Source organism: Nostoc sp., assembly GCF_036917235.1.
Taxonomy (GTDB): Bacteria; Cyanobacteriota; Cyanobacteriia; order Cyanobacteriales; family Nostocaceae; genus Nostoc.
The window spans coordinates 1-26,851 of sequence record NZ_JBALDU010000053.1 but is presented as its reverse complement, the minus strand read 5'-3'; the positions used below and the strand labels follow the sequence as shown (position 1 = coordinate 26,851).

Annotated in this window: 20 protein-coding genes; 9 read left to right on the top strand and 11 right to left on the bottom strand. The window is 42.3% G+C overall.

Annotated elements, in window-relative coordinates:
• The first annotated feature begins 87 nt into the window (after positions 1-87).
• Positions 88-1,908 carry an ABC transporter ATP-binding protein gene (locus tag V7K44_RS16465; protein ID WP_334933021.1) on the top strand — a complete coding sequence of 607 codons (1,821 nt, stop codon included), beginning with the start codon at positions 88-90 and terminating at the stop codon, positions 1,906-1,908.
• Between the two features lie 341 nt (positions 1,909-2,249).
• Here the strand turns inward: V7K44_RS16465 and V7K44_RS16460 are convergent, their stop codons facing one another.
• Entirely contained in the window at positions 2,250-3,206 is a 957-nt protein-coding gene (locus V7K44_RS16460) for a hypothetical protein (RefSeq protein WP_334933020.1), read from the bottom strand.
• A gap of 515 nt (positions 3,207-3,721) precedes the next feature.
• Between V7K44_RS16460 and V7K44_RS16455 the strand changes: the two genes are divergently transcribed.
• The gene (locus V7K44_RS16455; protein WP_334933019.1) at positions 3,722-5,827 is read left to right on the top strand and encodes a M3 family metallopeptidase; all 2,106 of its coding nucleotides are present in this window, start codon (positions 3,722-3,724) and stop codon (positions 5,825-5,827) included.
• Between the two features lie 223 nt (positions 5,828-6,050).
• On the opposite strand, the gene V7K44_RS16450 is transcribed toward V7K44_RS16455, so the two are convergent.
• The 8 genes from V7K44_RS16450 to V7K44_RS16415 form a co-directional block, all read right to left on the bottom strand.
• Positions 6,051-6,851, bottom strand: coding sequence for a DUF928 domain-containing protein (locus V7K44_RS16450; RefSeq protein WP_334933018.1), 801 nt, complete (start codon positions 6,849-6,851; stop codon positions 6,051-6,053).
• A gap of 73 nt (positions 6,852-6,924) precedes the next feature.
• Complete coding sequence (locus tag V7K44_RS16445) at positions 6,925-9,318, bottom strand: CHASE2 domain-containing protein (protein WP_334933017.1); 2,394 nt, start codon at positions 9,316-9,318, stop codon at positions 6,925-6,927.
• Between the two features lie 174 nt (positions 9,319-9,492).
• Positions 9,493-10,461 carry a DUF1822 family protein gene (locus tag V7K44_RS16440; RefSeq protein ID WP_334933016.1) on the bottom strand — a complete coding sequence of 323 codons (969 nt, stop codon included), beginning with the start codon at positions 10,459-10,461 and terminating at the stop codon, positions 9,493-9,495.
• Positions 10,462-10,754: 293 nt separating this feature from the next.
• On the bottom strand, positions 10,755-13,484 hold the full coding sequence (locus tag V7K44_RS16435) for a CHAT domain-containing protein (protein WP_442940698.1): 2,730 nt from the start codon (positions 13,482-13,484) through the stop codon (positions 10,755-10,757).
• A gap of 187 nt (positions 13,485-13,671) precedes the next feature.
• Positions 13,672-14,814 carry an RNA-guided endonuclease InsQ/TnpB family protein gene (locus tag V7K44_RS16430; RefSeq protein ID WP_334933110.1) on the bottom strand — a complete coding sequence of 381 codons (1,143 nt, stop codon included), beginning with the start codon at positions 14,812-14,814 and terminating at the stop codon, positions 13,672-13,674.
• 496 nt (positions 14,815-15,310) lie between these two features.
• Complete coding sequence (locus tag V7K44_RS16425; protein ID WP_334933014.1) at positions 15,311-15,961, bottom strand: sigma-70 family RNA polymerase sigma factor; 651 nt, start codon at positions 15,959-15,961, stop codon at positions 15,311-15,313.
• A 189-nt stretch (positions 15,962-16,150) separates the two neighbouring features.
• Positions 16,151-17,527 (bottom strand): DUF2330 domain-containing protein, encoded by a 1,377-nt coding sequence (locus tag V7K44_RS16420; RefSeq protein WP_334933013.1) that lies wholly within the window; start codon positions 17,525-17,527, stop codon positions 16,151-16,153.
• Between the two features lies 1 nt (position 17,528).
• On the bottom strand, positions 17,529-18,383 hold the full coding sequence (locus tag V7K44_RS16415) for an RnfABCDGE type electron transport complex subunit D (RefSeq protein WP_334933012.1): 855 nt from the start codon (positions 18,381-18,383) through the stop codon (positions 17,529-17,531).
• Positions 18,384-18,490: 107 nt separating this feature from the next.
• On the opposite strand from V7K44_RS16415, the gene V7K44_RS16410 reads away from it, so the two are divergent.
• Positions 18,491-19,168, top strand: a complete 678-nt coding sequence (locus V7K44_RS16410; protein ID WP_334933011.1) for a polysaccharide deacetylase family protein — start codon at positions 18,491-18,493, stop codon at positions 19,166-19,168.
• A 101-nt stretch (positions 19,169-19,269) separates the two neighbouring features.
• Here the strand turns inward: V7K44_RS16410 and V7K44_RS16405 are convergent, their stop codons facing one another.
• A complete protein-coding gene (locus tag V7K44_RS16405; protein ID WP_334933010.1) occupies positions 19,270-19,701 on the bottom strand; it encodes a DUF6006 family protein in 432 nt (143 codons plus the stop codon).
• Between the two features lie 309 nt (positions 19,702-20,010).
• On the opposite strand from V7K44_RS16405, the gene V7K44_RS16400 reads away from it, so the two are divergent.
• On the top strand, positions 20,011-20,250 hold the full coding sequence (locus V7K44_RS16400) for a hypothetical protein (protein ID WP_334933009.1): 240 nt from the start codon (positions 20,011-20,013) through the stop codon (positions 20,248-20,250).
• Here V7K44_RS16400 and V7K44_RS16395 read toward each other — a convergent pair.
• A complete protein-coding gene (locus tag V7K44_RS16395) occupies positions 20,204-21,181 on the bottom strand; it encodes a carbohydrate kinase family protein (protein ID WP_334933008.1) in 978 nt (325 codons plus the stop codon). The two genes, V7K44_RS16400 and V7K44_RS16395, sit on opposite strands and share 47 nt — an antisense overlap.
• A 363-nt stretch (positions 21,182-21,544) precedes the next feature.
• Between V7K44_RS16395 and V7K44_RS16390 the strand changes: the two genes are divergently transcribed.
• From V7K44_RS16390 to V7K44_RS16370, 5 genes are all read left to right on the top strand, one after another.
• Positions 21,545-21,808: a helix-turn-helix domain-containing protein gene (locus tag V7K44_RS16390; RefSeq protein ID WP_099103136.1), complete on the top strand. Its 264-nt coding sequence runs from the start codon at positions 21,545-21,547 to the stop codon at positions 21,806-21,808.
• Positions 21,809-22,247: 439 nt separating this feature from the next.
• Positions 22,248-22,949, top strand: a complete 702-nt coding sequence (locus V7K44_RS16385; RefSeq protein ID WP_334933007.1) for a DUF6391 domain-containing protein — start codon at positions 22,248-22,250, stop codon at positions 22,947-22,949.
• Positions 22,950-23,045: 96 nt separating this feature from the next.
• On the top strand, positions 23,046-24,044 hold the full coding sequence (locus V7K44_RS16380) for a glycosyltransferase (protein WP_334933006.1): 999 nt from the start codon (positions 23,046-23,048) through the stop codon (positions 24,042-24,044).
• A gap of 49 nt (positions 24,045-24,093) precedes the next feature.
• On the top strand, positions 24,094-25,155 hold the full coding sequence (gene rfbB / locus V7K44_RS16375; protein ID WP_334933005.1) for a dTDP-glucose 4,6-dehydratase: 1,062 nt from the start codon (positions 24,094-24,096) through the stop codon (positions 25,153-25,155).
• Between the two features lie 262 nt (positions 25,156-25,417).
• Entirely contained in the window at positions 25,418-26,611 is a 1,194-nt protein-coding gene (locus tag V7K44_RS16370) for a serine/threonine protein kinase (protein ID WP_334933004.1), read from the top strand.
• Positions 26,612-26,851 lie beyond the last annotated feature (240 nt).

Sequence of the window (26,851 nt, the reverse complement as noted above, 5' to 3'; positions counted from 1 at the left end):
TTTGTCATCTAGCTATTGACTACTTTGTAATGTGTGCGTAGTATATAAATTCCAAGTTTACGATCGCGCTCTTGGACGGTGTGCATCATGGCCAAATTTCAAGATATTGTCAATTACTTTCGCTCTGATTGGAAGCTGAGTCTCTTTAGTATCGGAGCATCCAGCATTTACGAAATTATTGATTTGGTTGTTCCTTATGCGATCGGGCAGATATTAAATATTTTATCTGCTCAACCCTTGGACAAACCACTTCAAAGTGCGATCGCAACTTTTTCGGAGATCACCAATTATCCAATTACTAAAACTCTATCTTTGAGTGTATTACTGGGTTTAGTTTTCGTTGTCACTGTAGTGAGAGCGCCAACACAACCTTGGTTAACTCATTGGTTTCATTGGGGTATAACCTTAAGGTTGCGTCGGCAAAAAGCCCAAACAGCCATAGAAAAAATTCTCACTCTCCCACTAGAATTTTATGATGAAAATAACCCTGGACGCATTGCTGGAAGAATAGCTAGAGGTATCTCTAACCACACTTTTACGTACCCAGAAATTGCTGGACAATTGATTCCTAAACTAGCTCGGGTGCTAGGAATTTTTGTTTTTATCTTAGTGATTGAGTGGCGAATTGCGATTTTTTATCTGATTTCCTTTGTGCTTATTCTTAGCTTTACCTTGAAGGATTTAAAGCAGCTAATTTGGCACGAAACTATTCTGGATAAATATGGAGAGGATACTGAAAGCCGCAATTCTGAACTGATCACCAACATCAAAACGGTTAAGGCATTTGCGACAGAAGCAAACGAACTAAAGCGGCAAAAGCAACGTTTGGCTCGCGAACTAATGGTGGTTGAGTATCGTGTCCACAAAGGTTATATAAAACTGGCTACTTGGCAAAGAACTGTAATTCAGTTCTGCGTATTTACTATTCTGGGTTTGACTCTAGCAGCAACAGTAGACGGTAGAATTTCTCTCGGTCACTTTGTCATGACTCTAACTCTTTCTAGCATGGCTTATGCCGAATTAGAACCTATTAGCAATTTGGCAGAAGTTTTTGCCCGTCGTTATTCTTCCATGCTGCGGTTTCACGAATTTCTCCAAGAGCCAACTGCATCTGATTCAGCTAGTCTTTTAGAAGAGAGTAACCAGACAGAATCACCTTATAAATTTACTGGAAAAGTCGAGTTATCGCACATCTGTTTTGGATATGATGCCAACCATCAAGTTTTGCAAGATATCAACTTGTTGATTGAGCCATACCAAACAGTGGCATTAGTGGGGCGTTCCGGTTCTGGTAAGTCTACTTTAGTAAAATTGCTATTGCGATATTTTGAACCTCAATCAGGTCAAATTCTGATTGATGGTCAAGATATTCGCACTTTGAATGTAGGTAAGTATAGACGAAGGCTAGCGATCGTTCACCAAGAAGTAGACGTTTTCAACGGTACTATCTTGGATAACCTGACTTATGGTAGAACGAATGCCAGTTTGGAGCAGGTTAAGGAAGCCTGTAGAATTGCCAGAGTCGATGAAGTAGTACAGCACTTACCCCAAGGTTATTACACCGTTGTGGGAGAACGAGGTGTCAGGTTATCTGGAGGACAACGACAACGCTTGGGAATTGCGAGAGCGCTGTTAGTGGAACCAGATGTGCTGATTTTTGACGAAGCCACCTCTAGTTTAGATTATGAGTCTGAGCGTTCAATTCAGCTAGCGATGCGATCGATTCAGGGCACTTGCACTACCATTGTTATTGCCCACCGTTTAAGCACAGTACGGGAAGCGGATAAAATTGTCGTTCTAGAGCAAGGAAAGATTGTAGAAGTGGGTAGCCACGATGAACTCTTGCGTCACGAGGGTATTTACCGCCGCTTGCACTCCCTGCAAGAAACAGGAGAACTCCTGAGTTAGGCGACATACATATTTTGGATTTTGGATTGACTCTACAAATTAATCTGCTTGATTAAATCGACCTTATTGCCAATAAAGTCGATTTTTTTTCCAATTGTCCACAACAGTATTTTGTACAAGACTGTTTGACTACTATACAAGAAAAATTTTCACGATTCTGATTTTTGAACAATATTTCAGATAAAACCCCAATCAAATGGGCTTTTGGGTCTCATTATGTTTTCAGAAATCAAATTGAAGTCCTATAAGTACAGCTTTGCGTAAAATCATGGCGAATTGAGGGTTGAAATTTAAACGCAAAGGTACGCAAAAAATTCGCTAATAATTAATGAAATGTTGTACTAAGATTTACTTTTATCAGCTTCTTTCTGTGCCGCCTCACTATATTTTTTATATAGTTGAGTACGAATCTTAGCTTCTTGATAACGGCTGTGGGTTTGTGGCACTGTACTCATTAAATCTGAAGCACGTTGCCATTTAGCAGCGATCTCTAACCACTGAGTTGAGGTTGTAGCTGTTTTACCAGATGCAGAAGCTTGGTTGGCAATTCGCACAGATATTTGAAATGGATCGTCAGAAGGCTCAGAAAAGCTATTGTTAGGAGCGCGGGATGGTATTTGGGCTTTCCTATCGTTAGTGTTTTCTGTAGTTAAAGATTTGGAAGTTTCTGGTTGTATGAGGTTTTTCAATTTATTACCTAGCTGGGCATAAACAACCCAAGTAAGCAACAACAGCGAGCATAAACCAGCTGCCGCTAATATTTTTGTTTTAGATTTATTTTTGTATTTTTCTTTGTTAATGAGTACTAAAGGACGAGAGACTTGAGTTTTAGGATAATTTGGTTTTCCTAGTTCAGCTTGAGCTTCTGTGAAATCTTTAATTAATTGCTTTACAATATTGGGCTGAATCAATGTAATTTCGTGTGACCAAAGCAATTGATTTTCGCGATCGCTATCTATTTCTTTTAACCACAGCAATTGTTGTTCTCGAACAATCCGACTGTTGATCTTGACGCGGCGAATGTAACGCGGGGCGATAGACTCAAGAATTTGCTGGATTTGTTCTACCAGGGGAGATTGCTCTAGTTGCTCTACTTTAGCTGCCTCGCACAGAATTTGTAAGACACCATCAGAAAAAATGGCTCTAGTTCTGACACACGACTGGGCTAGCTTTTCGTTCAATAACTGAATAATCGCCGCAACGCTGCCTTGGTGAGCTTGCCAAGCTATATCGTTTATCCGGTCTACCACCTGAAATTTAGTGATAGCTCTTCCACCCTGACTGATTAACGTATTCATTAATTTAGGGACTCTTTTCTACTGACCTTGATCTTGTCTTCGATTTTACGAGTAAAAAGATGAGTTGCCAAATAATATCATAAATATGGAAATCTGGAGCCTTCCTTTTCGGTTTGCTAAGGACGCTCGCTGACGCTCAGTTAATTTGTACGCTTCTACGCCTTGAAAACGTGCAGTTATCGGGCTGAAACTCTGCTTTTTAGGTAACGCCCATGCTTGACATAATACACGATCGCGTCTTTTTGCGTAGGCGTAGCCCGCCATAGGCATCGCCTTTAGTCAGAGTGAGCTAGGTGAATACACCCTGTTCCCAATGCGAAGTACCTATGATATGCGATCGCAAAGTTCATAAACTAAACAAAATAGTCATATCAGGATACTTTTGTGAGGAATTATCGTTTTTTTTACCTTTTTGCCACAATGGCAATAATAAATAGCACAGCGATCGTTACATTAGAAGATATATAACTAAAAATCATTGTTGATTTTTATTCGTTCGCAGTTCACACAAAACTATGAGTGCAAGTACCATTATTTCTGATAATCCCTTACTCCAAGGCACTGGTTTACCTCCATTTACAGAGATTAAACCAGAACGAGTAGTACCCGCCTTCAATCAGTTGTTAGCAGAACTTGACCAGCAACTTGCCACTTTAGAGGCTAGCGTACAGCCTACTTGGAGTGATTTAGTAGAACCCTTAGAAAAGCTGACAGAACGGCTTACCTGGAGTTGGGGGACGGTAAATCATTTAATGGGTGTTAAAAATAGCCCGGAACTGCGCGAAGCTCATGAAATCGTACAGCCACTAGTTGTACAATTTATCAACAAACTCGGTCAAAGCCAACCCATATACAATGCTTTTAAGGCACTCCGTAGCAGTGATAGTTGGGCAACTTTAGAATTAGCCCAACAGCGCATTGTAGAAGCCGCCATTCGAGATGCAGAACTTTCTGGTGTTGGCTTAAAAGGAGAGGTAAGAGACCGTTTCAATGCCATTCAGATGGAGTTGGCAGAACTTTCTACTAGATTCTCTAACCATGTACTTGATGCTACGAAAGCCTTTAGCTTAACCCTGACAACAAAAGCGGAAATTGACGGTTTACCACCAAGTTTGGTGAGTTTAGCTGCCCAAGCTGCACGTGCGGCAAAAGAAGAGAACGCCACACCAGAAAATGGCCCTTGGCGCATTACTTTAGACTTCCCCAGCTACGGCCCTTTCATGCAGCACAGCACCCGCAGAGATTTGCGTGAAAAGCTCTACAAAGCTCATATCACTCGTGCTTCTAGTGGCGATTTAGATAATAACCCGTTAATTGTGCGTATTTTGGAGTTACGGCAAGAACTCGCAGATATACTTGGCTTTAAGAGTTTTGCCGAGTTGAGCCTTGCAAGTAAAATGGCTCCTAATGTTGAGGCAGTCGAAGCGCTATTAGAAGAACTACGCCAGGCCAGTTATGATGCTGCTGTCAAAGACTTAAAAGAACTCCAAGCTTTTGCTGCATCTTATGGAGAAGAATATCAAGATTTGAAACATTGGGACATCAGCTTTTGGGCAGAACGCCAACGAGAAGCCAAATTTGCCTTTACCGCTGAAGAATTACGTCCCTACTTTCCCCTTCCCCAAGTGCTAGATGGCTTGTTTGGGCTTGTTAAGCGGCTGTTTGGTGTTACAGTAACCCCTGCCGATGGTAAAGCCCCAGTATGGCATGAGGATGTCCGTTATTTCCAAATAGCCGATGAAACTGGTTTTCCCATCGCTTACTTCTACTTAGACCCCTATAGCCGTCCAGCAGAAAAACGCGGCGGTGCTTGGATGGATGTATGCATCAATCGTGCCAAAACTGAAAATGGTGCAACTGCCATCCGATTGCCTGTGGCTTATTTGATATGTAACCAAACTCCCCCAGTAGATGGCAACCCGAGTTTGATGACTTTCTACGAAGTAGAGACTTTGTTCCACGAGTTTGGTCATGGATTGCACCACATGCTCACCAAGGTTGACTATGCTGGAGCCGCAGGCATCAATAATGTGGAATGGGATGCAGTGGAACTACCCAGTCAGTTTATGGAAAACTGGTGTTATGAGCGACCCACTTTGTTTGGCATGGCTAAACATTACGAAACTGGAGAAGCCCTACCAGAGCATTATTATCAAAAGCTGCTAGCGGCGCGTAATTATATGAGTGGTACTGGTATGTTACGGCAAATTCACCTTAGCAGTATTGATTTAGAACTACATTACCGTTATCGTTCTGGCAGCAATGAAACTCCAGCAGATGTGCGTCATCGCATAGCTAAGACTACTACTGTTTTACCACCACTTCCAGAAGATTCAATGTTGTGTTCTTTTGGGCACATTTTTGAGGGTGGTTATGCAGCAGGCTACTACAGTTATAAATGGGCTGAAGTACTTAGTGCTGATGCTTTTGCCGCTTTTGAAGAAGCTGGGCTAGAAAATGAAGAAGCTATAAAAACTACAGGGCGGCGTTATCGTGATACGGTGCTAGCGCTCGGTGGTAGCAAGCATCCAATGGAGGTGTTTAAAACTTTCCGGGGTCGTGAACCAAGTACGATCGCTTTGCTCAGGCACAACGGTTTAGTAAGTGCTGCTGCAAACTAAATAACACATCTGTGGAGATGTTGTATTGCAACGTCTCTACATTAATTTTTGCTTATACTAATTCAATTAATGATTGCAACACATCCTTACGTAGAGACGCGACGCCAGTCGCTACAACGGGGGGAACCCCCGCAACGCGCTTGCTCATGAATCGCGTCTCTACAAATGGTCTATTTGTTGGATTCTTTTTTCAAATTGGTATTAACTGAAAATTTTTCCTAGTTTAAGGTGTTCCTGAAAGAATCGGTTCTCCGGCAACATCATTTAAGCGGATGCTGCCTAACAAATTTCGCCACTCTGCTTTCAGGGCTGCATCTTGAGGATTTTTTTGACGCAGTTCAGCTAACGTCGTCAGTGCCTCGTACCATATCCCATTTTGGGCATAGATAGCATAGCGTTTTATAGGTTCTGCTGTTTCTATTTCTTTGACTATTGGTTGACTCAGATTAACTCGTTTTATTACCCCTTCAACAAAAGTTGGGGGAGCATTCTTTTCCTGGTCACAGTTAATGGTGAAAAACCAACGGTATTGTTTGTCTACTGCTAAACCGGGAGCAGTGCTAGGCAAAGAAACGCGGATGACTCCTGGCTTATCCGATAAAGCGATCGCTTTTTTGTATACTTCGTTAGCGTCTGAATCTTGCAGTACAAATTCAACTGTATATGGCGAATCTTTGGTATATGGCACATAAAAATACCAACTTGGATGTTCTACTGTTGTTTGTCCCCAGACATTAATCACCGAGTTAGCTTCCTGAGTAAAGGGCACTAAAGCAGTTAAGTCAATTTTAGTTGTAGGACATCCAGGTTCCCCGCGCTTCGCTCCACCACGAACGCGACCTCCAGGAGGGGAGCCAGCTGGAATTGGAGGTTGATCAAAGGTTTTGGCTTGAGCAAGGATCGTTTTAGCATCAGAGCTATTAGGGGTTGGTTTTGCTAGTACTGGAGTCAGACTAGCTAATAAACTTGTACAGCTAAAAGCTACTACTAAAAACAGTTTTATCGGTTGTGAATTTGAATTCATAGAAACCTGACCTCATAGGATTTTAGATTTTAGATTGGGCATTGAAAAGAGGCAGAGGGGCAAAGGGAAAAACTTACTGCAACTTCTCCCCTGCTCCCCTGCCCCCTGCTCCCTGCTCCCTTGCTTCTTCCCCATTCCCCACTCGCACTTTTGTTTTTGAATGATTATAAATTGACATCAAACTCGCCATAACTACAAGCGATAAAGCCGACGGTACGAAAGGCACCCAAGCACCCGAAATTAACAGACTAAAACAAACTACATACAAAACGCTAGAAGTAACACCGATTGCTAACGCCAACCAGGGTAAGGAAAGTCTGCGCCAAGCTAGGACTCCCCCAATCAAAGACCAGCCCCAAATCCAGGCGACCTCCGCCCACCATAACCAAGCGTGCAGCAAAGGCCGCCCATCTTGGACTGCACCAAGGATCTGGCTGACCATCTGAGCTTGTACAAGTACTCCTGGCATTTGCTCATCTAAAGGAATGCCATAAGGTGTAGGCCAGGTGTCTGGAGAATCTCCCTTTGCAGTCACACCAATGAGAACAATCCGGTTTTTGATGGCGTTGGGGTTAATTGGACTAGATAAAAATTGTGTTAGCTTTACCTGTTCGGCTATTTCTTTTGAAGAACGATAGTTGAGTAAGATTTGACCGCCATTAGCATCAATATTTTGATAGCCACCAGTACGAGATTTCAGATTCGGAAAAATAGTCTTACCCAACTGCAAATTTCCTTCAGGGGTGAACTTTGTTTGAATTCCTAAAGGGTGCAGATAAAGGGATGCTAGTTGTAAACTGAAGGAATATGGAGCAGAACACAATGATGTCGTCTCCTGATTCATGAACAGAAGATGCCGACGAATAACTCCATCGCGATCGTGAATAAAATCACTAAATCCCAGATTTGCTGGAGGGATTTCTGGTGGCGGCTTAATGCCTTTGATATTTCCTGTGCGATCGCTCCCCTTGCATACGCCAACCAAGTTCTGAGTTTGCTGGAGACGAGTAATTAAATCTGGCTCTTTGGCCTGAAAATCACGGTAGATATCCAAGCCGATCGCGCGGGGTTGGTATTGATTCAGTTTTGCTAAGAGTTTATTGAGAGATTTTTCAGAAATAGAAGCTCCGATCAAGGACTCGCCATTTTGTCTTTGAATTGCTAAATCGTCATCGTCAATTGTGATAATCAACAGTCGGGGATCGAGACCTTCGGCAGGGCGCGATCGCATCATCAGGTCAAAGGCTTGAATCTCTGGATTTTCTAGCAATCCCACCAATCTCACGCCAAAAACCAAAGCTGTAACTGCCAAGCTGGATAATACAGTTCTCTTAAATTTGCGTCTGTTAGACAAAGGTAAACTTGCTTGCTCTTCACCTTCAGATTTTGTAGACCTTAATTGATCCCAAGTCGGTGGTATCTGCGCCGGATTTTGACAAATTACTGGTAGCCAAGTCGCACAAGGAAATCTATCTTCAAGTCCTTGCAAGCGTTCCCGCGCTTGGCGTACCGCTTGATATAAAGACTCGCCACCGGCAAAGCCTTGGAGAAAATATTTTAAAAACTCCTTCGCCACCTGATCTGGGACGGGTTCGCGCATGACAATTATTTGAGGAATTTGCAAATCAGCCAATTCTCGCGCCAACCCCAATCCATCACAGGAGTTGAATATAGCTAATTGCAAACCGTTTTCAATGGCTTTTTTAAGAGCGTACTTCAACTCGCCAATGGTAAGACTATCAGTTCTATTCAGGTAAATTCGTCCGCTTTCTCCATTTTTGTTACTAGAACTGTGTCCAGCAAAGAAAAGAATATCCCAGTTTTTTCCCCAGAGATGCTCAGTCAGTTCCTTACGTTGTGGTTCTACCAAAAAGCTCACCTCTGCGTTACTACACTGTTGCAGTAAAGCTCGATCGGCTTGGGTGTCAATCCCTTTACTATTGCCCACAATTGCCAAAATATTGACTAATTGATTGAGAGTGCGTGGCTTGTGAATGCGATCGTAAGATGGTGAAGAAAGGGCAATTTCCGCTTTGGGATAGGGTTCTAATAAGTCCCACAGATGCCAGGGTAATAGCTGCAATTGGATATTTTCTGTTTGCAGAATCACCCGTATTTCGTCGCTGGACGATAATCTTTCTAACCATTTTTCTCTCAACGGGCGAAACTCCTCTGCTCGCAGCCAGGTATTAAAGCGTGCCCGCAAAATATGAGAAGCGTTTTCGCAGTCTTGCACCATCGATACATTCGTCACCTGCATTTTGTCAGCATGGAGGCGATAACGATTGCCTATCTGCCGATAACTAGACTGCCAATGACTATAATAGAGCGGCATTTCCGGGAATGAAGGGAGCCTCCCGGTGATTTCGGTTGTAGCACGCTCGTGTTCTTCACCAATTTGGAGGGTGACAGCAAACCCCTGCTCAAAACTACCCTCTCCAAATTTGATCGCCACTAATTTACGCATAACCGTCGCTATTTCCCCATGCAAGATCGTGCCCTGTTCTCATGTCCGATCGCAAGCGTCTACAGATTTTTTTCAAAATCCCCAAAAGCTGGCTTGGATTTTTAATTTTTAATTTTCAATTAATGAATTATCACTTAATAAATTACCGAGAAAAAAGGAAGATAGCTACATATTTCAAATTCGGAAATATTCGGTAATACTGGTATTATCCAAGGCTACCCTAACACTAAATTGCTCTGTGGGTTCACCACGAAACTGCAACTGAATGTAGTTGTCTAATTTTCTAGATTGAGCATCGAGAAATATTGCTCCTGAACTATCTATAACAGTGAGATGAACTCCTGGTGGCAAGTAGATTTGATTTCCAGTGGCGTGCAATTGCAGATGAATACTAGTTTGTCGATCTTTTTCGGGGCTGATTTCCACAATCAACATCACAGGTTGGTTGTGGATTTGGATACCTAAATCAATCACTTTTGCCCGTTTAGTAATTGATTCTGGTTGTTTGAGGGTATCTAATTCCAAAGTTTCAACACTGCGAAAGGCATAAGTTGTCCTGAGTTCCGGCACGTTCCACAGCGATTCAATAGTCTCCCAACCCGTCTCAAATATACCAGCAAACCATTGACTCAAATTCACTAATGAATTAAGTGGGGATTGACGCAGTTCCCAGATGTGGTCAATAAACGCTTCCAATGGTTGTAGTTGCGCTAAAGGAACTGTTTCAGTTGCTACAGTAGGCATAAAACCAAGCAGCCTTGCTTCTTCGAGCGATTCATCAAATTGAACTATTAAATAACCCACCCGTTCTTCCCAAGTTTCTGGAGGAATAAAACATATTTGCTGATGCAGATGGACAGGGCGACACTCCAGACGGCCAATTGAGGGCACTTCTAAATCAGCAACATCCCCAGAAAGGCGCATGATGGGGTTCCAACTGTCACTAGCTTGAAGATCGGTAGGAATATCCATCATCTGCAAGTAGTCATTCACCACCCATACAGCTAAAGTATTCAGCCGGACTTGCTCTGCTTTTTCAAGATTTGGTTGCTGGTTAGCAAATTGCTGGGCAGTTATGCGGGCTGTTTGGGAAATCGGCAATGTTAAAGCGAAATCATCTAGCTGATAGGTGGAGTTATTCATAAGTCAATTTCTAGGGATCAATGCTGCTATGTATATATCACCCGCATTCAATAAATTTATGCCACAAAACTGAATACTGGAAAAAGAAAATTGGGGACTGGGGATTAGGTAAAAATATCCCATAAAATTAAAAGATTGTATATTGCAATGATCTGGGAAATAGAGATTTTGAGTATTTATACTTCTATAAGGATAGCTTCAAGCTGCTAAAAGCGGCTTATCAACTAGCAGATAGGTTGTCAAATTTTGGGCGGACAATTTGAGCCATCGATTACGAAAATTGGCTCCCTAAATCACAACCAATTACCAATTAATACATAGGCAGACCAAAAGCTTGGCGCTCTGTAGTTGGGATGTTTCAGCAGTTGTAGTTGGGCACGATGGACTGCTTCGGCTTTGGTGATTTTGCCAGTCTTGAGTTCTCGATAGAAGGCACTAACAAACATTGCTGTTGATTCATCATCAATTTGCCACAGGGAAGCGATGGTACTACGTGCCCCAGCTCGGACAGCTGCTCCTGCTAGACCGAGTGCTGCACGGCTGTCTCCTGTTGCTGTCTGACAAGCACTCAAAACCAATAATTCTACTAGGGTTTTACTCTGACTGCGGAAGAGAGTATCAAAATCTTTGACATTGATCTGACCATCGAAATCTAAAATAAACGTGTCTTCAAGGCGGGAACTAAACTGACCGTGGGTTGCTAAATGCACTATGTTGAATGAAGCACCACCAATTTCACTTTCCAAATTCTTTTTCTTAAAATCTCCATCCAATAGGCTGGTTGTCGAAACTCCTGCTTTCGCAATACCGTCAAATTCAGATTTGATCGCCAGCAATGGTGCAAACTTGGGAAATCCTGGCGGCGGCTGAGTTAGTCCTGCGGTTAGCGCTCTCAGCTGCTGTTTTACCAGCGGTTTCGGGTCGAGGAGTTGTAGACCGACACTCAGGGCGATCGCGTATTTCTCTACTAAATATTGTTTACCATCGTAGAGAGCTGCCATTGGTAAATTGCGTAATGGCCCATCTAGGACGAACACTAACGTATCGACGCGACTTTGTTGTAATTGTGACTCAATGGGTTTAAGCAGCCAGTTGTAAACTTTTTGCGATTGGGTTTGGACGATCTTAGTAGCAGTTGGATCGACAAGATTTCTTCGCAGTTCTATTAAGAGTTTCTCTACTTCTCCTTGGGAAATCTTGGTACTGTAGCTTTGCAGAGATTGTTTAGGAATTTTGACAATTACCTGGATTTCGTCGCGAAGAATAATTGGATAAAGGATGGCAGCCTTGGAATTATCTTTGTCTACTACTCGATCTAGGGCTACTTTCTGACCTTGCAGACAAGCTTCCTGAAAGAAGTCGTCTAATTCGGCTAGTTGGAGTGCTTCAATTCGCTCGCGTGCTTTCTCCAATATTTTTTCATTTGGTTTTCCTTTTTGAGATTGCAGCAGTAACTCTACTGACTGGCGGTAGACGGGTTCTACGCTGTCCCGAAAGTCAAATTGCACATCCTGGTTCACTATATCTTTATTGACTACTAAATCTCTGCGGAGAGACTCAAGAGTGTCTACAGCAGCATCATAAGCGGCGATCGCACCATTAATATCTTTTTGTGCCCAAAGCAATCTACCTAACTGCCACTCCAAGCTATAGGTAATTTCTGGTGCATTGCTACTCTGTGCCAAAGCTAATCCTTGTCTGGTCAAATCTTGCGCTTCTGACCACTGTCTGGTTTCTTCATACAAGCCGCCTAAACTCTTCAGAGCATAAGCCTCTGCCCGCTTGTCTCCTAAACTACGAGATTGCTGGATGGCGCTAGCGAGTAATTTTGCTGAGTCTTTTGTACTTAATCCTGAGTAAAAATTATGGCTGGATGCTTGCAGCACACCACTCTTGACTTTTGCCAAACTTTGTGAAAAATTAACCTGAGCGTAAATACTCGCACGGCTGAGAGAGAGTTGCTTGAAGTGGGACTCAATCGACGGCAAAATAGTTTGAACCTTTGCCCATTCCCTATCTTTAATTAGTAGTCCCAGGTGATTGAGTTGCGCTTGAACTTTTGTGAGGGGTGAGGGAGATACTGCGACTGTTTGTTGATAATAGGCGATCGCCTGTTCCTTTTGGTTTTGTTTACGGGCATTATTCCCCAAGCTGAACAGACTAGCCGCAATATCAGCGCTTGATCGGAGATTTTGAGCAATTATCAGACTTTCTTCTAGCGCTTTGCGTGACTTTTTCAAATCGCCCAATACCAAAAGGGCATCACCGAGCGATCGCAAACTCACTGTTTTTTCTATAGAATCTGGTTGAGATTTTAACGTCTGACTTATTCGAGCGAGTGTTTTGAACGCTCGTGGGTAAAATCCTTGGGTGCGCCAGGCCTGTGCTTGATTGATTAGCGATCGCACCACGCCATTTTGATTATCTGCTTGTTTGTAAATTTCTTCTGTCTGCTGCCAAGTTGCCAAAGCCGCCTCGGACTGTCCCATTGCCAATTGCAGACGACCTTGAATATCTAATGATTGGGCAAATATTGTCAAATTTTGGTTTTTATCCAGTCCTTTGAGTAAATTTAAGCTTTCTGTAATTGTCTGCTGCGCCTGACTCCATGCACCGAGTTGTTGGTAAGCTAAAGAAAGATTACTCAATGTGGCTGCTAGTCTAAGGCTCTCCCCTTGCTGCTTATATATTTGGACAGCCTGCTGTAACACTTCTACAGCTTTGGCAAAGTTGCCATTACTGTATAAAACTTTGCCCTGTTGTAGGAGTGAAGCGGCATCAGTGGGCACAGTCAGCGATGTTAGACTATTTATTGGCAATTGGGATAAAGAATTGATTGAGCTAGGAACTTTTGCTAGCACTGGTGAACCGACAATGCATAGCAAAGCGACCAGGAAGTACAAAGGCAAACGTAAACACTGAGCTAGGGGGGTGAGCCAGCGCGTCCTTGCCGTTTCCCGACTCCTGGTTTTAAACTTTAGAAAATTCGCGCCAAAAATCCTAGTTGTTTTAGCCATAAGCATGATGAGAGGTAGGTGATAACCAGAAACACATAGGATGAACTGTAGGCTAACAGGGTAATGTTAACATTCCCATCCCTCACCAATCTTTGAGCTTCCACAATTTTCTTATTTATGGCGATCGCAGTGAAACTTGATTAGCTATAGGTGACATACTCACGCTTCCTGAGTACAGGTAAGCGTGAGCTTCTCAGAGACTCTTCATTGAAGACATAATCTGAGCTTTTAAGGCGTGTGTCCCACGCGCTTTTATATTCAAACTTGCGTTCAAATCTCTACACAAACTGACCTTACAATTAGCGCAATTGTGCATTCTTTGGGATAAAGGCTTCTTTACTTTAGTACCACAGCTAGAACATTCTTGACTAGTACCGTTTGTATTTATAGCTACAACCTTCAAACCAGCATTCTCGGCTTTGTTTGAAAGTATGCTTATAAATTGTCCCCAACCAGCATCATTTATACTTTTAGCTAGTCTTATTTTAGCGAGTCCTTTAATATTTAATTTTTCTACTGCGATAACATCATATTTTTTGAGTAGAGTATTAGCAATTTTGAAATGAAAGTCTTTTCGAGTATCAGCTACTTTTTTATGTTGTTTACCTAATTCTACAATTGCTTTCTTACGACGGTTAGAACCTTTTTTTCTACGAGAGATACGACGTTGTGCCGACTTTAATTTACGTTCAGCTTTGCGTAAAAACTTTGGTGCAGAAATTCTTTCATCATCAGAAGTAACAATAAAATCAATCAATGCTACGTCAATGCCAACAATATTATTGATATCAAAATCAGGCTTGATTGTTGGAACTGTCTTATCTTCTAAGCTCAAAGTAACATAATAACCGTCTGATTTTTTGGTAATAGATACGGTTTTAATATCAAAACCATCTGGTATTTGACGATGAACGATTACTTTGACAGTACCTATCTTTGACAGTGTTATTTTATCATTAGCAAAATGTTCTTTCTTGAATTGTGGATAGGTGAAAGTCTTGTATTGACCTTTGGCTTTGAATCTCGGCTTACCACTACGTTTTCCATTAACATCTCCTTTTAACCAACGGTCAAAAGCTAGCTCTACTTTTTTTGGTACTTCTTGTAATACTTGAGAGTGAATACTTTTGTACCAAGGACGGTCTTTTTTAAGTTGGGTTAGAGTTGCTTGTTGACTAAATCTATTCGGCTTATCCTTTAGTTCTGGGATATGACAAACAACAAGTGAGCATCTGTCCCTTGAGCAAAATCGTTGCTCAAACCACTCGAACCTTTGTCCAAGCTGATAATTATATTGGCAACGCAACATATCTAGTGTGTTATCAATTATTTTTATCTGCTTCTTGTTAGGCTTTAATCGGTATTGATAGGATGTTCTTTCTCATGTTGTTTTATTTGTTTTACGACCTATTTATATAGTAGCATATAGAGGAAACAAATAGGATACAGTATGAAAAGTGAATATATAAGAATAAGAACAACACCGCGCAGATTGAATAAGTTGAAGCTTTTTGCAGAAACTAAAGAACAATCAATGACTAGACTGATAGAAGATTGGATAGATTCATTGCCAGAAATAAAAAATGTTCGTTCGTCATCTCTTCGAGAGGCTTCGCCAACGACCAACGATCCTGATTGAACTGTGTTCAATTTCGTTTGTTGGTCAATTCCTCACTCACGCGCATTCATGAGCCAGCGCTGTAGACGGGTTTCCCATCGCAGGCGACTGGCATCCTACACTGCCTGAGTACAGGTCAGATGTAGGACTTCTGCTGAACTAGGTTAAAAGGCGATCGCTAACCTTAACCAAAAACCCACCGAAACAGTACCGATCATAATAATCCCTCCAATTCTGCAAACTTACGCAAACGCGGTAAACATTGGCGTTGATAAAAACTGCTTAATGTCGGAATTGACAACTTAAATTCCTCAGATAAATCTTTCCAGCTAACTTCTGGGGGTAAGCGTTTGAGAATTAACACCTGACAATTCACATCTGGACGCCCTTTAATGTAAGTACCGCGCAGTTCCCCATCCGAATCTGTCTTCGCCCATATCTCCAACTCTTCCAAAATCGGAGGTGCTTGGGGGCTAGCCGGTAGATTATCTACAGGATCGATGGTTTCACTTGTTCCACCAGATGTAGACTGACGAATTCTCAAAGGGACTGTTGTGGCTTGTTCTCGGTTCTGCTTAAGGTAAAAGTCTTGTAGTCTCCGTTTTAGGTAAGCATTCAGCCAGGTGATCACACTGCCATAATTTGGATCGTAGATTTGACCTGTCAAACCTTCACAAACATTGCGACAGAAATACAACCAAGTTTGTTGTAGTGCGTCTTGATAGTAGGGAGTAGTTTCCCTCCAGAGTCTACTTGCTGTCAAGCGAATAATTTGCGTGAGCAGCTTCTGACGCTGAGGGCTTCCAGGTTGGTGTCCACAGGCTTCTGTAACTAAGCGGCGTAGCTGTTCATCGAATTGAACCATGACAATCTTGGCGAAGAAAGCAAGAATATCTTAGTATTGCGTATAACAACACCCGAAAGAATTACCTTTCTTGAAATACTCACCGGACTGAAGCCTCGGTGATTCTTGACGCTTCAACGGATTCTGCTACAGTCGTAGTCTGACAATTCCTCTGCGTCCGTTTAGAGTCGTGGCGATTCCCCAATCTCCTCAATACAATCCCAGCCAGGATAGGACATTTTCCCACCAAGAATATCTCAGATTACCTACACTCAATTTCATTTTGTTGCGAATATCTTGGATTTTCCAGTTGGTTAGTTTAGCTAGAGTTTGCGCCTCTTGTTCAAAACGTTTGGGTAAAGACTGTTTATATTGTCTACCAGCCTGACACTTGAGTTCCCCTTGGAACGGATGTTGTAAAACATAGCGTCCTTGAAAAGATTCACTGTTGGCAGTTTGTTGAAATATCAAGTCTTCAGGGAATTTGTCGCGGGTATAGCGAATATGCAATCGAGAGATAAAAACGTTACTTCTAGGAGAGGAACGACGAAAGCTGGGGGATACTGGCACATTACTTGTAGAATTATCATCTAGCCAAAATACACCTGCTTGCTTGAGTTCTTCTGGAGTCAGGGGTTCGGCAGAACAAGGATCGCAACTACCCATATCCCAAGCGTATTCTAAAAAACCAACTTTCCTGTCTTCTTTGGTGTAGATAGTTTGAAACATGGATTTGTAGAATTCACCAAATTCATCTTTGACAAATAAGGGAATGTTCGCGTCGGAGGGAATTTTTACCGTCCGATAGTTAGTGATTTCTGCCTGTCCTTGGGGCGAGAGAATGTAGACAATTAAATCCTGCTCTGTCTTAGCATTGATCATGCCCAAACGAATTGGCAGCATGAATTTAGGTGATTGGTAGGAAATTTGTAACGGACGGAGGAACTGGTAGCCAGATTGCTCGAATTTATCCAAGTTGACTTTAGCAACAAAGAATTTCATTGAGGAGCGAATGTAAGGCTGAAGTAACTGTTTCGCACCTCTGGGGATTTTGTAGCCATTGCGTTTTAGCCAAGTTTCCAATCCACCAGATTCTTTCGCACTGAGGATCAAAATGTCGTATTCGCCAACGTTAAAACGTGCTTCAACCGTCACACCCAAACTAGCATCGCCCCTTGCACTCCCCGCCTCACTTCTCGCTGCTGCTGGTGCTGGTGCTACTGATAACTCCCTATCGTAAACTGGGGCACAAGGATCTGGGTCAAAATATTCTACCAATCGCGGCGCACTAAAAGCATCTAGCCGCTCGATAATCTTGGGTTCAGTGACGCGAACTTGTTCTTTTTGCAGCACCGTTGGCACTGGTACTACCATTGCAAAATCTTTGACTTCGCCTTGAAAATCGTTTGCCATTGTCATGATAGTGCGATCGCCATCCCGCGCGATCGCCACCTGAGAAGCTTTGTTATACAGTTTTGTATCAGCCTTGGCTACATAAAATCCACAAAATGCCCAAGCTGCGGGGGCAAAGCACAAAACAGCTACAATTGCTAACAATAATGGTGTTAAAAGTCGAAAAAACTTCATTTTATACCTCTACTTTTTTAGTGCTGAGTGCTGAGTTAGGAGTTAGGAGTTCTACCCCTGCTTCCTCATCTTTCTGTTGCCAAATAAACCTTGGGGCTAACCAGAAACCATCTAGCAAGATGCTCAACGGTGCAAGGGCAAACAGCGCCCAGAAAACTGCTGTGGAAACAAAGAAATAATTTCGCAGGATAAAAGTTAATCCAGCGATACAAATTGCCCAAACTATACGCCCAATTCGGGAATTGGGAATCGATCGCGGATCTGTAATCATAAATAGGGCGAACAGCAGCAAAGATCCACTCATCAATCGATGCCAGTAAACATCCCAAGTCCAACCCAGCCAGAGATTACGAATGGCTTCCAGTAAAGAGTAAGAACCCAAAAAAGCTGCTGTGGTGTCCCAGCGACCAACGCGCTGCAAAATCATGCCGCCAGTACCGAGAAATAATAGCCCATACCACCACTCTTCACCCCATTGTCCCGGTGAAACCCAAGCATCGGGGGTGAGAATCAAGGCAGATATGATGCCAAAATTGGCGGGATTAAAGAAATGCTTATCGCCGAATTGGAAGATAAATTTACTGGCGATCGCAAGAACTGCGGCTATTGCCATTGTCGTCCAGTGGTCAGCCCGCAACAGTAAACTGAGTCCCAGTGAGGTAATTAAAGCACTACGAAGATTCGTTACTTGTTCTTTCCCTGCTAACCATGACAAGATCCATTGAGTTGCTAGACTTGTGGCGATCGCTACCCCAATTAACTCTGGTTGCAGCGTCCAATCTCGTGTACCGATTCCCAAGACTAGGAATAAGCCCAAAAATAAAATCTGATAATCTCGTATATCTTTTAGTAACATCAACCCTTAATTCAGGGATTACCCTTAGATTTCTCATCAATCTAGACGAGTAATAGCTCAAATAGTATTGCTGTTACAAATTTTGTTACAAAGTAGATAAACGCAAAATGCAACTAGCTCCCCTGTTCCCAATTTTCTACCGCATTCTCCAGCCGAGTTTTCCCAACTGTCTTTGGACTGGAAATTCTCATGCTAAAGCGATCGCACTCACATTTGATGATGGGCCACATCCACAATACACGCCCGAAGTCTTGGCAGTGTTAGATCGTTACAAGATTACAGCGAGTTTTTTTTGGTTGGGTGTTTGCGTCAACCGTTCACCAGCCATTGCTAAAGCCGTTAGCGATCGCGGACACTGGATCGGATTGCATGGCTACGATCATCGCTCTTTTCCCATGCTTTCCCCAAATGACCTGAAGGACAGTTTAGAAAAAACCCAAGCTGCCATTTACAATGCCTGCAACCTGCAACCTCAACAAGTGCAAGATGTCCGCCCGCCTAATGGTTTCTTTACACCTGCTACTTTAAAATTTTTTTCTCAGTGGAATTACCGCCCAGTTATGTGGAGCGTTGTCCCAGAAGACTGGGTGCGACCAGGCGTAACCACCGTGGTAGAGCGAATTATGCAGCAGGTGAAAAATGGTTCAATAATTGTTTTGCATGATGGTGCTTGCGGTGGACAAGATGTTGCTGCCACAATTCAAATTCTCATTCCACAACTGCTACAACAAGGTTATGAGTTTGTGACTGTTAATACTCTATGGCAGCAAGCTCAGGCTAACTAAAGGATTAGCCTGTCAAGTTAAATAAAAATGTGGTGCTGGTGTGTTTATTACTCAAAGTTAGCGATCGCTTATTCACATATTTTGCATAATTTGGCAAATGTTTATCTGCGATTACGACATTGTAGTGGATAGCGCTTACCCCGCCATGTCGTCCAACCATCTGCTATTTTAGTACTACTGTTGTATTTGAGATACCAGTTATCTTGTTCTGCACCTAAATAACGAATACCTAAATCCTGTTTTTGTCTGCTGGAAAAACGTTTTCCTAGAGGAACCCACCCACTACCGTTATCACTAAACCGCCCGATGAGACGGACACCAGAAGTAGTAGAGCAAACATCACCGTTACAACTAGTTTGTGGATCATCGACTACTTTCCACTGCATTTTGGCTGGTCTACCATCAATATTACAATCCCAGAGACCAAAGAACCACTCACCAGCAATTTGACTGGCTTTAGCATGACTAGATGCCAATACTAAACTTGCAGGAACAATCGCCAAGCCCAAAAGCCATTTTGTAATGTTTTTCATAATGCTTCAGCAATACTTTAAGCTAATCTATACTTTCCATTAACTTATAAATATCAGTATTACTGTTTATGCAGATAATAGAAGTATAAAGATTTAATATTTTTTGCAAATAGACTGCGACACCTTCTTGTTTATGCAACTGAACGGATTAATCGATTACAAACGGGTGAACTGTTATACAGCAGATTTCAAGGAAAATGAGGTACATAACGATTCGTCTGTTACCCAGGTATAAAGCGTGTTTTACTCCTGAATTCTGAATTCTGCTGTATTTATAACAAATTTCAAAATCCATCTAATCTGAGTGCATTGCTCTTATGCACTGAGGATAATTCGGAACTTCTAAAAGTAAAAATTGAGCGCGTTAACCCAGTACCGACACCTCTCCAACTGCGTTTATTGTGCAATATGACGGCACAATGGCATGAAGATTTTCGTCCATTTTCTAGCCAGGAGTATCAGCCTGTGGTGGGGTGGCTGATATCCCAGTTTATGCTAGTTCCTAGAGTTGATGTGTGGCTAGAAAAGCTTCGACTTCAGCAGCAGTAGGTTGAGAAGCGATCGCACCTGGTTTAATAGTAGTTAGTGCCCCAACAGCACTGGCATAAGTAACAATGCGTTTTGCTGTTTCTGCATCCCGCAAGCTATGGATACCATACTGACCCAGTTGGTGGATGAATCCTGCTAAAAAGCTATCCCCTGCACCAGTTGTATCAACTACAGGGATGGAAAAGGAGGGTAATTTGCCTTCGTTCTCACCCAGACAATAAGTGCAGCCGTTTTCCCCATCTGTCACCAATACTCCCTCAATCGAAGCTAGACGATAAGTAATGGCTCCGGGATCTGCGGTTTCAAATAGCCATTCAGCCTCTTCTTTGGAGAGTTTGAGAAAATCGACTCGCTTAACTAATTCTGGAATTTTTTGATGGGCGATGTTTGGCTCCTTCCAAAATACAGGACGCCAGTTGACATCCAGCACAATTTTTAAGTCGTAAAGTTCTGCTAACTCTAGAGCGCGGTTTATTGCCTCTTCACTTTCAGGATACGCTAATTCCAAAGTACCCAAAACTAGAAAATCTGCCTGTTGAAACAGCGAATCTGACAATTGTTTAGCTTGCAGGCGAGTATCGGCAAATTCTGCGGTATCGTACTGACCAAATCCGGCAAAGGTGCGATCGCCAGTCAGATCCCGTGTAACATAAACTTGCCGCGTTGGTGCTGTGGGATGGCGTTGTACTCCCGTAGTCTCTACACCTACATCTTGTAATAGCTTGACCAGTGCATTTCCTGGCTCATCTTCGCCAACAGCTCCGATAAATCCCGCTGACATTCCCAGCTTGACTAAAGCACAGGCTACATTAGCTGGTGCCCCTCCTGGGTAAGGAGTCCAAGATTTCACTTCTTCCAGCTTTAGCCCCAATTGATCGGCTAAACAATCAAACAAAATTTCACCAAGGCACAAAACACGGGGATTGCTCATCTCATTTTCAATTTTAGATTTCGATTTGGGATTAGGAATTTACAGTATAAAATCTACAATAGTTTTTGCTAATCTGTCGCCAGTCCTTCATAGAATGAAATAGCAATTTTTACTACTCCTATAGCATGTAGGTGCTTCTAATCTCCGCTTATTTTATCTCAGTGCTGAGATGAAAACTACCTCAAAATTGGCTATATTTATTACTTAAAATGTCTCGTAGGTTATATTTTTGCCAACTTGAAATCCAAAGAAAATATTGACAATCATATTACTGCTAACACTTGAAACCCCTACCAAGAAAAGAATCTTCTAGAATTAGAAAGAGCGATTAAGTACATATACCAAGGGAGGATAGAAATAGTCATGGCTGGTGGCAAGTCTGAGACCCCCGTTAGTCTGTCAGACAGAGAACTGCAAATTATCGACCTAGTGGCCGCTGGCTTAACTAACCAAGAGATTGCAGGAAAACTGGAGATTAGCAAGCGTACAGTTGATAACCATATCAGTAATATTCTCACGAAGACTGAGACAGATAATCGAGTAGCTCTTGTCCGCTGGGCTTTACAGTGGGGCAAAGTCTGTTTAAATGATGTCAATTGCTGTACTCTACCGAACCAGATCGAATGAACAATTTACTAGTAGAAGCTTAATTGCTTTGGTCTGGTAAATTACAAGCCAATTTCAAGTTTTACTGATTGTTCCCCTCCTTACGCCTAAGTTTTCAGTGTGAACACTCTACCAAAAGTTCCGAGTCCTTCACTCAGCCGGAGTTTATGTTAGTGGAGCCAGCTGACCCTCGGACTCGGAAACTATCAAAGATCAGAATTTCTTATTCAGCAGAACAGATGTAGGACTGGGGAATGGGGAACTCGGGGTCCCCTCTGGGGATTAGGGGCAATGGGGACTGGGGACTGGGGACTGGGGAATAGGGAGAACCATCTACAATGCCCAATGCCCAATCCCCTAACTAAAAATCATCTACAAAAATTAGCAACAATTCAGTGGTGTAAGCGTTACATTTGAAAGAAATCTATGTTGCCCCATCGGCTTTGGGAGTAGTGTTCCAATGAATACTTCCGCTTCTTTTCAGGGTAGCTCGTCTCCCTTTGAATTTTTTAACTTTGATTTTACGATACCTGTATCTGAGAAGGTTCCAAGTCTGGAAGAGCAATCTTCAGACTTTCCGCAAACCACACAAGATGCCGACTTACTCAGACAGCTATCGTTTATTCCAGGGTTGAAAGAAATTTTGATGCTGCGGCAGGTTCACGCTTTAGAACATGCTACTGTTTGGGTTCTTAGCGAATCAAAAAGCGCCTATTCTGCTCCAGCAGAATCCACTAATGTTCAACTAGATAATGAACTATTAGGCGGTTTATCTACTGAGCAGGGATTCTACCTTTATGGTGAGGTAAATATTAGTGATTTGCGGCGTGCAGTCACACTTGCTCGACATCGGATTACCAGTGGAGAATGGGATTTGGCCGTACATCCCCGTTGTGGCACAAATTTATCAGTAGCAATGCTCTTAACAGCTGGACTAGCTGTCGGTGTGCATCTATTGCTACCATTTCGACCAATCGAGCAACTTATAGGTTTGGGGTTAGCGGCAACGACAGCCGCGGAAATCGCACCTGATTTAGGTTCTATGGCACAGCGTTACCTAACAACTGCCATTCCTTTTAACTTAGGAATTGAAAATATTACCCGTACACGAGATGTTTGGGGGCGTGAAGCACATTTTGTTAAAGTGGGCTGGCAAGAATGAAGAGAGCAAGAAGAGATGAGGGGGACAAGATAAAATTTTCTCTCTTGTCTACCACATCTCCCCACACTCTCTACTTCCTACTCCCCTAAAAAAATTATGAGAAAACTTTACTTCTTACTTCCCGGTACAGATAGCAAATTTGCCTGTGGTGGTCTTTGGGCTGAGTTAAAAGCGCTTAATCTAGCTCAGAATTTCTGTAGTGCTGAAGTTGTAACTTACCGTCAACGAGAGAAAGATAAGCTTTTTATTGATGATTTGCTAAAAGAGAAAAATTTAAATGATGTAATTTTTGTAATCAGTTGGGGATTTCATATACCTCAACTCGTAGCTAAACTTAAACAATACAATGTCGTTTACCATGCACATAGTCCAGGTTATCCGTTTAGACTACCTGCAAGTATTCCAATAATGACTGTTAGCCGCTATACAATGGGTTATTGGGGAGAAAAATCACCCAATTCTCTAATTTATTATTTGCCCAATCAAATTTCTGATGAGTTTCAAAATTTAGGTTTGGAACGAGATATTGATGTTTTGGTTCAAGCTCGGAAGTCTTCTGAATATTTAATTAAAGAATTGATTCCGGCGTTGCAAAAACGTTGCAAAGTATTGGTTGTTGACTCTTATGTAGAGGATTTACCTGGACTCTTCAACCGAGCTAAGGTTTACCTCTATGATTCTGCTGAGTACTGGGCACAACAGCGTGTTAGTGAAGGATTTGGTTTACAACCAATGGAAGCTCTTGCCTGTGGCTGCCAAGTATTTTCTAGTGTCAACGGTGGACTAGCTGATTACTTAGACCCTGGATTTAATTGTTATAAAATTGCTGGATATTCTCAAGAGTATGATGTGCAACGAATTCTAAAGGTGATTGAATCTTCGGAAGTTTTTAGCTTATCCGAAGATTTTTTGGTTGAGCATCGGACTGAAAACATTATTAAGCGTTTCCAAGTTATTCTGGATGAGTTAAATGAGTTTTTTGATCACAAGAGACAGCAGCCATCTAATATTAAGAGTTTGACTAAAATACGGATGGCGAAATTACTTGCTCAGAAGATATATGGTAAATTGAGGAAAAAATATTTTAAGTTATAAAAACGAACCGCAGAGACACTGAGAACACAGAGAGAAGAGAGGAAATTGAATGAATCGGCGGTTATTAGTTACTGGAGGTGCGGGGTTTATTGGGGCGAATTTTGTCCATCATTGGTGTCAGGTTTATCCAGGCGATCGCGTAGTGGTGTTAGATGCTCTTACCTACGCGGGGAATCGTCTGAATTTAGCGCTGGTTGAGGGAAGAGAGAATTTTCGGTTTGTGCTGGGGGATATTTGCGATCGCACCATCTTAGACGAGCTATTATCAACGGAAAATATTGATACCATTGCCCATTTTGCCGCTGAATCTCATGTTGATCGTTCGATCCTTGGCCCAGCTGCTTTTGTGCAAACTAATGTAGTCGGAACTTTCACGCTGCTGGAAGCTTTTCGGCAACATTGGGAGACGAAAGCACAGCCATCTGATTATCGTTTTCTACACGTTTCTACTGATGAAGTCTACGGTAGTTTGGGTGCAGATGATGCAGCTTTTTGTGAAACGACACCCTACGCTCCCAATAGTCCCTATTCAGCTTCAAAAGCTGGTAGCGATCATTTAGTCCGTGCTTATTATCATACTTATCACCTTCCAACTATTATCACAAATTGCTCTAATAATTATGGATCTTATCAGTTTCCTGAAAAGCTAATTCCCCTGATGTGTATCAACACTTTAATTGGGAAACCATTACCTGTTTATGGTGATGGTAAAAATGTACGGGATTGGCTTTATGTGGGCGATCATTGCCGTGCTTTAGATGTAGTAATCAATCATGGTCAACCAGGAGAAACGTACAATATTGGCGGCAACAATGAGGTGGAAAATCTCAACTTGGTGCAACTTTTGTGTCAGATGATGGATGAATTAGCACCTGATTTACCAGTATATCCAGCCAAGCAGTTGATTACTTTTGTTAAGGATAGACAGGGACACGACAGGAGATATGCAATTAATGCAAACAAAATTAAAACTCAGCTTGGTTGGACACCTTCAGTAACAATTGCTGAGGGTTTACGTTTAACTGTCGAATGGTATCTCAATCATCGTGATTGGTGGGAACCTCTGCTGTCTGAGGAATATCAAGCTTACTATCGCAAAAATTATCTGTAACCCACAAACTCACATTCTGCACCTAAGAGGATGTCTGAGAAGTATCAAATATTTGTTGATCCCCCCTAAACCCCCTTAAAAAGGGGGGAATAAAAGTCTTAAAGTCCCCCTTTTTAAGGGGGATTTAGGGGGATCTCCAAGGGTTAAGTGTATACAAAAAAACTTTTCAGACATCCTCTAATGCTCTCACAGTTTATCTAAATAATGACTATCCTTAAATATAAGGGAATTCAGATCAGCGTAAACTGCCAGCAGGTGTAAGATGCTGCAACCAGAACAGATATTACAAGATCGTTATCAAATCCAGCGCCAACTCGGCAACAATGGAATTCGCCAAACTTGGCAAGCATTGGATTTACAAGCCTCTGACGGCGAAAATTCGACTGTTGTGGTCAAACTTTTGGCCTTTGGCGGTACTGTGCAGTGGGATGACCTGAAACTTTTTGAGAGGGAAGCACAAATTCTTAAACAGCTAAACCATCCCCGCATCCCTCGATATATAGATTATTTTTGTATCGACGATCGCACACTCTGGTTTGCCTTAATCCAAGAATATATTCCTGGTGAGTCGCTTAAGGAAAAACTTGCTGTTGGCAAAAGGTTTAGTGAAAAGCGAGCGAGAAAAATTGCTGTTGAGGTTTTAAATATTCTCACCTATTTACATGAGTTGAATCCTGGAGTGTTGCATAGAGATATTAAACCAAGTAATTTAATCTGGGGCGACGATAATCGGATTTATTTAGTTGATTTTGGCGCAGTTCAGGATAAAGCGGCAAGAGAGGGCGTTACTTTTACCGTTGTCGGTACTTATGGTTATGCCCCAATGGAACAATTTGGTGGTCGAGCGGTTCCGGCTTCAGACCTCTATGCACTGGGAGCAACTTTAATTCATTTGTTAACTGGAACTTCCCCCTCTGATTTACCCCAACAGGATTTGCGACTGCAATTTACAGACCGAGTTAACTTGAGTTCCAGTTTTGTCAGTTGGCTACAAAAGTTGATAGAACCTGCTCCCGAACAAAGATTTACTAGCGCCACCCAAGCGCTGAATGCTCTCAAATCGGGACTGACTGTCAAATCTGCAAAGAATAATCAGCTTTTGCCGCTAAAAGAAATAATCAACAATTCTGGATGCGGCATAAGTAATCAGAATGAAACAGTCCCAGAGGAAATTCTTGGTTGGAATTGGGGCGCTTTTCTAATGCCTTGGTTGTGGATGTGGCCGAATCAAGTGTGGTATGGTTTATTCTGTTTTGTACCTAATGCTTGGTGGGTAATGGCGATCGCACTTGGTGCAAAAGGCAATGAATGGGCTTGGAAAAGTAGGCAGTGGCGCAGTATTGAACAATTCAAAGCCCATCAGAGAGGCTGGGCGATCGCTGGTATTCTACTTGGAGCGCCCATTAGTATTATGTTATGGGTTCGAGCGATCGCTTTGCTCAAATCTGCACTGTAAGGCAGTCTTTTGGGTGAATTTCAAGAGAGGGTTTTTTAGCCAGCCAGATAAGTAAGAAAAGATTGGGCGAATAGAATTCGCTACTACACAAAGCTTAGTTCACCTCCGTGGACTAAGTAAGAAAAAATCAATTACTCTTGTGGGATGGGCGTCTCGCCATTGGTGTCAAGTTAAGAAAATTAGAGTTTTGTCAAGTGGGTAAAACTCAATGGTTAAACTGAACACAATGGTGTTGAGAAT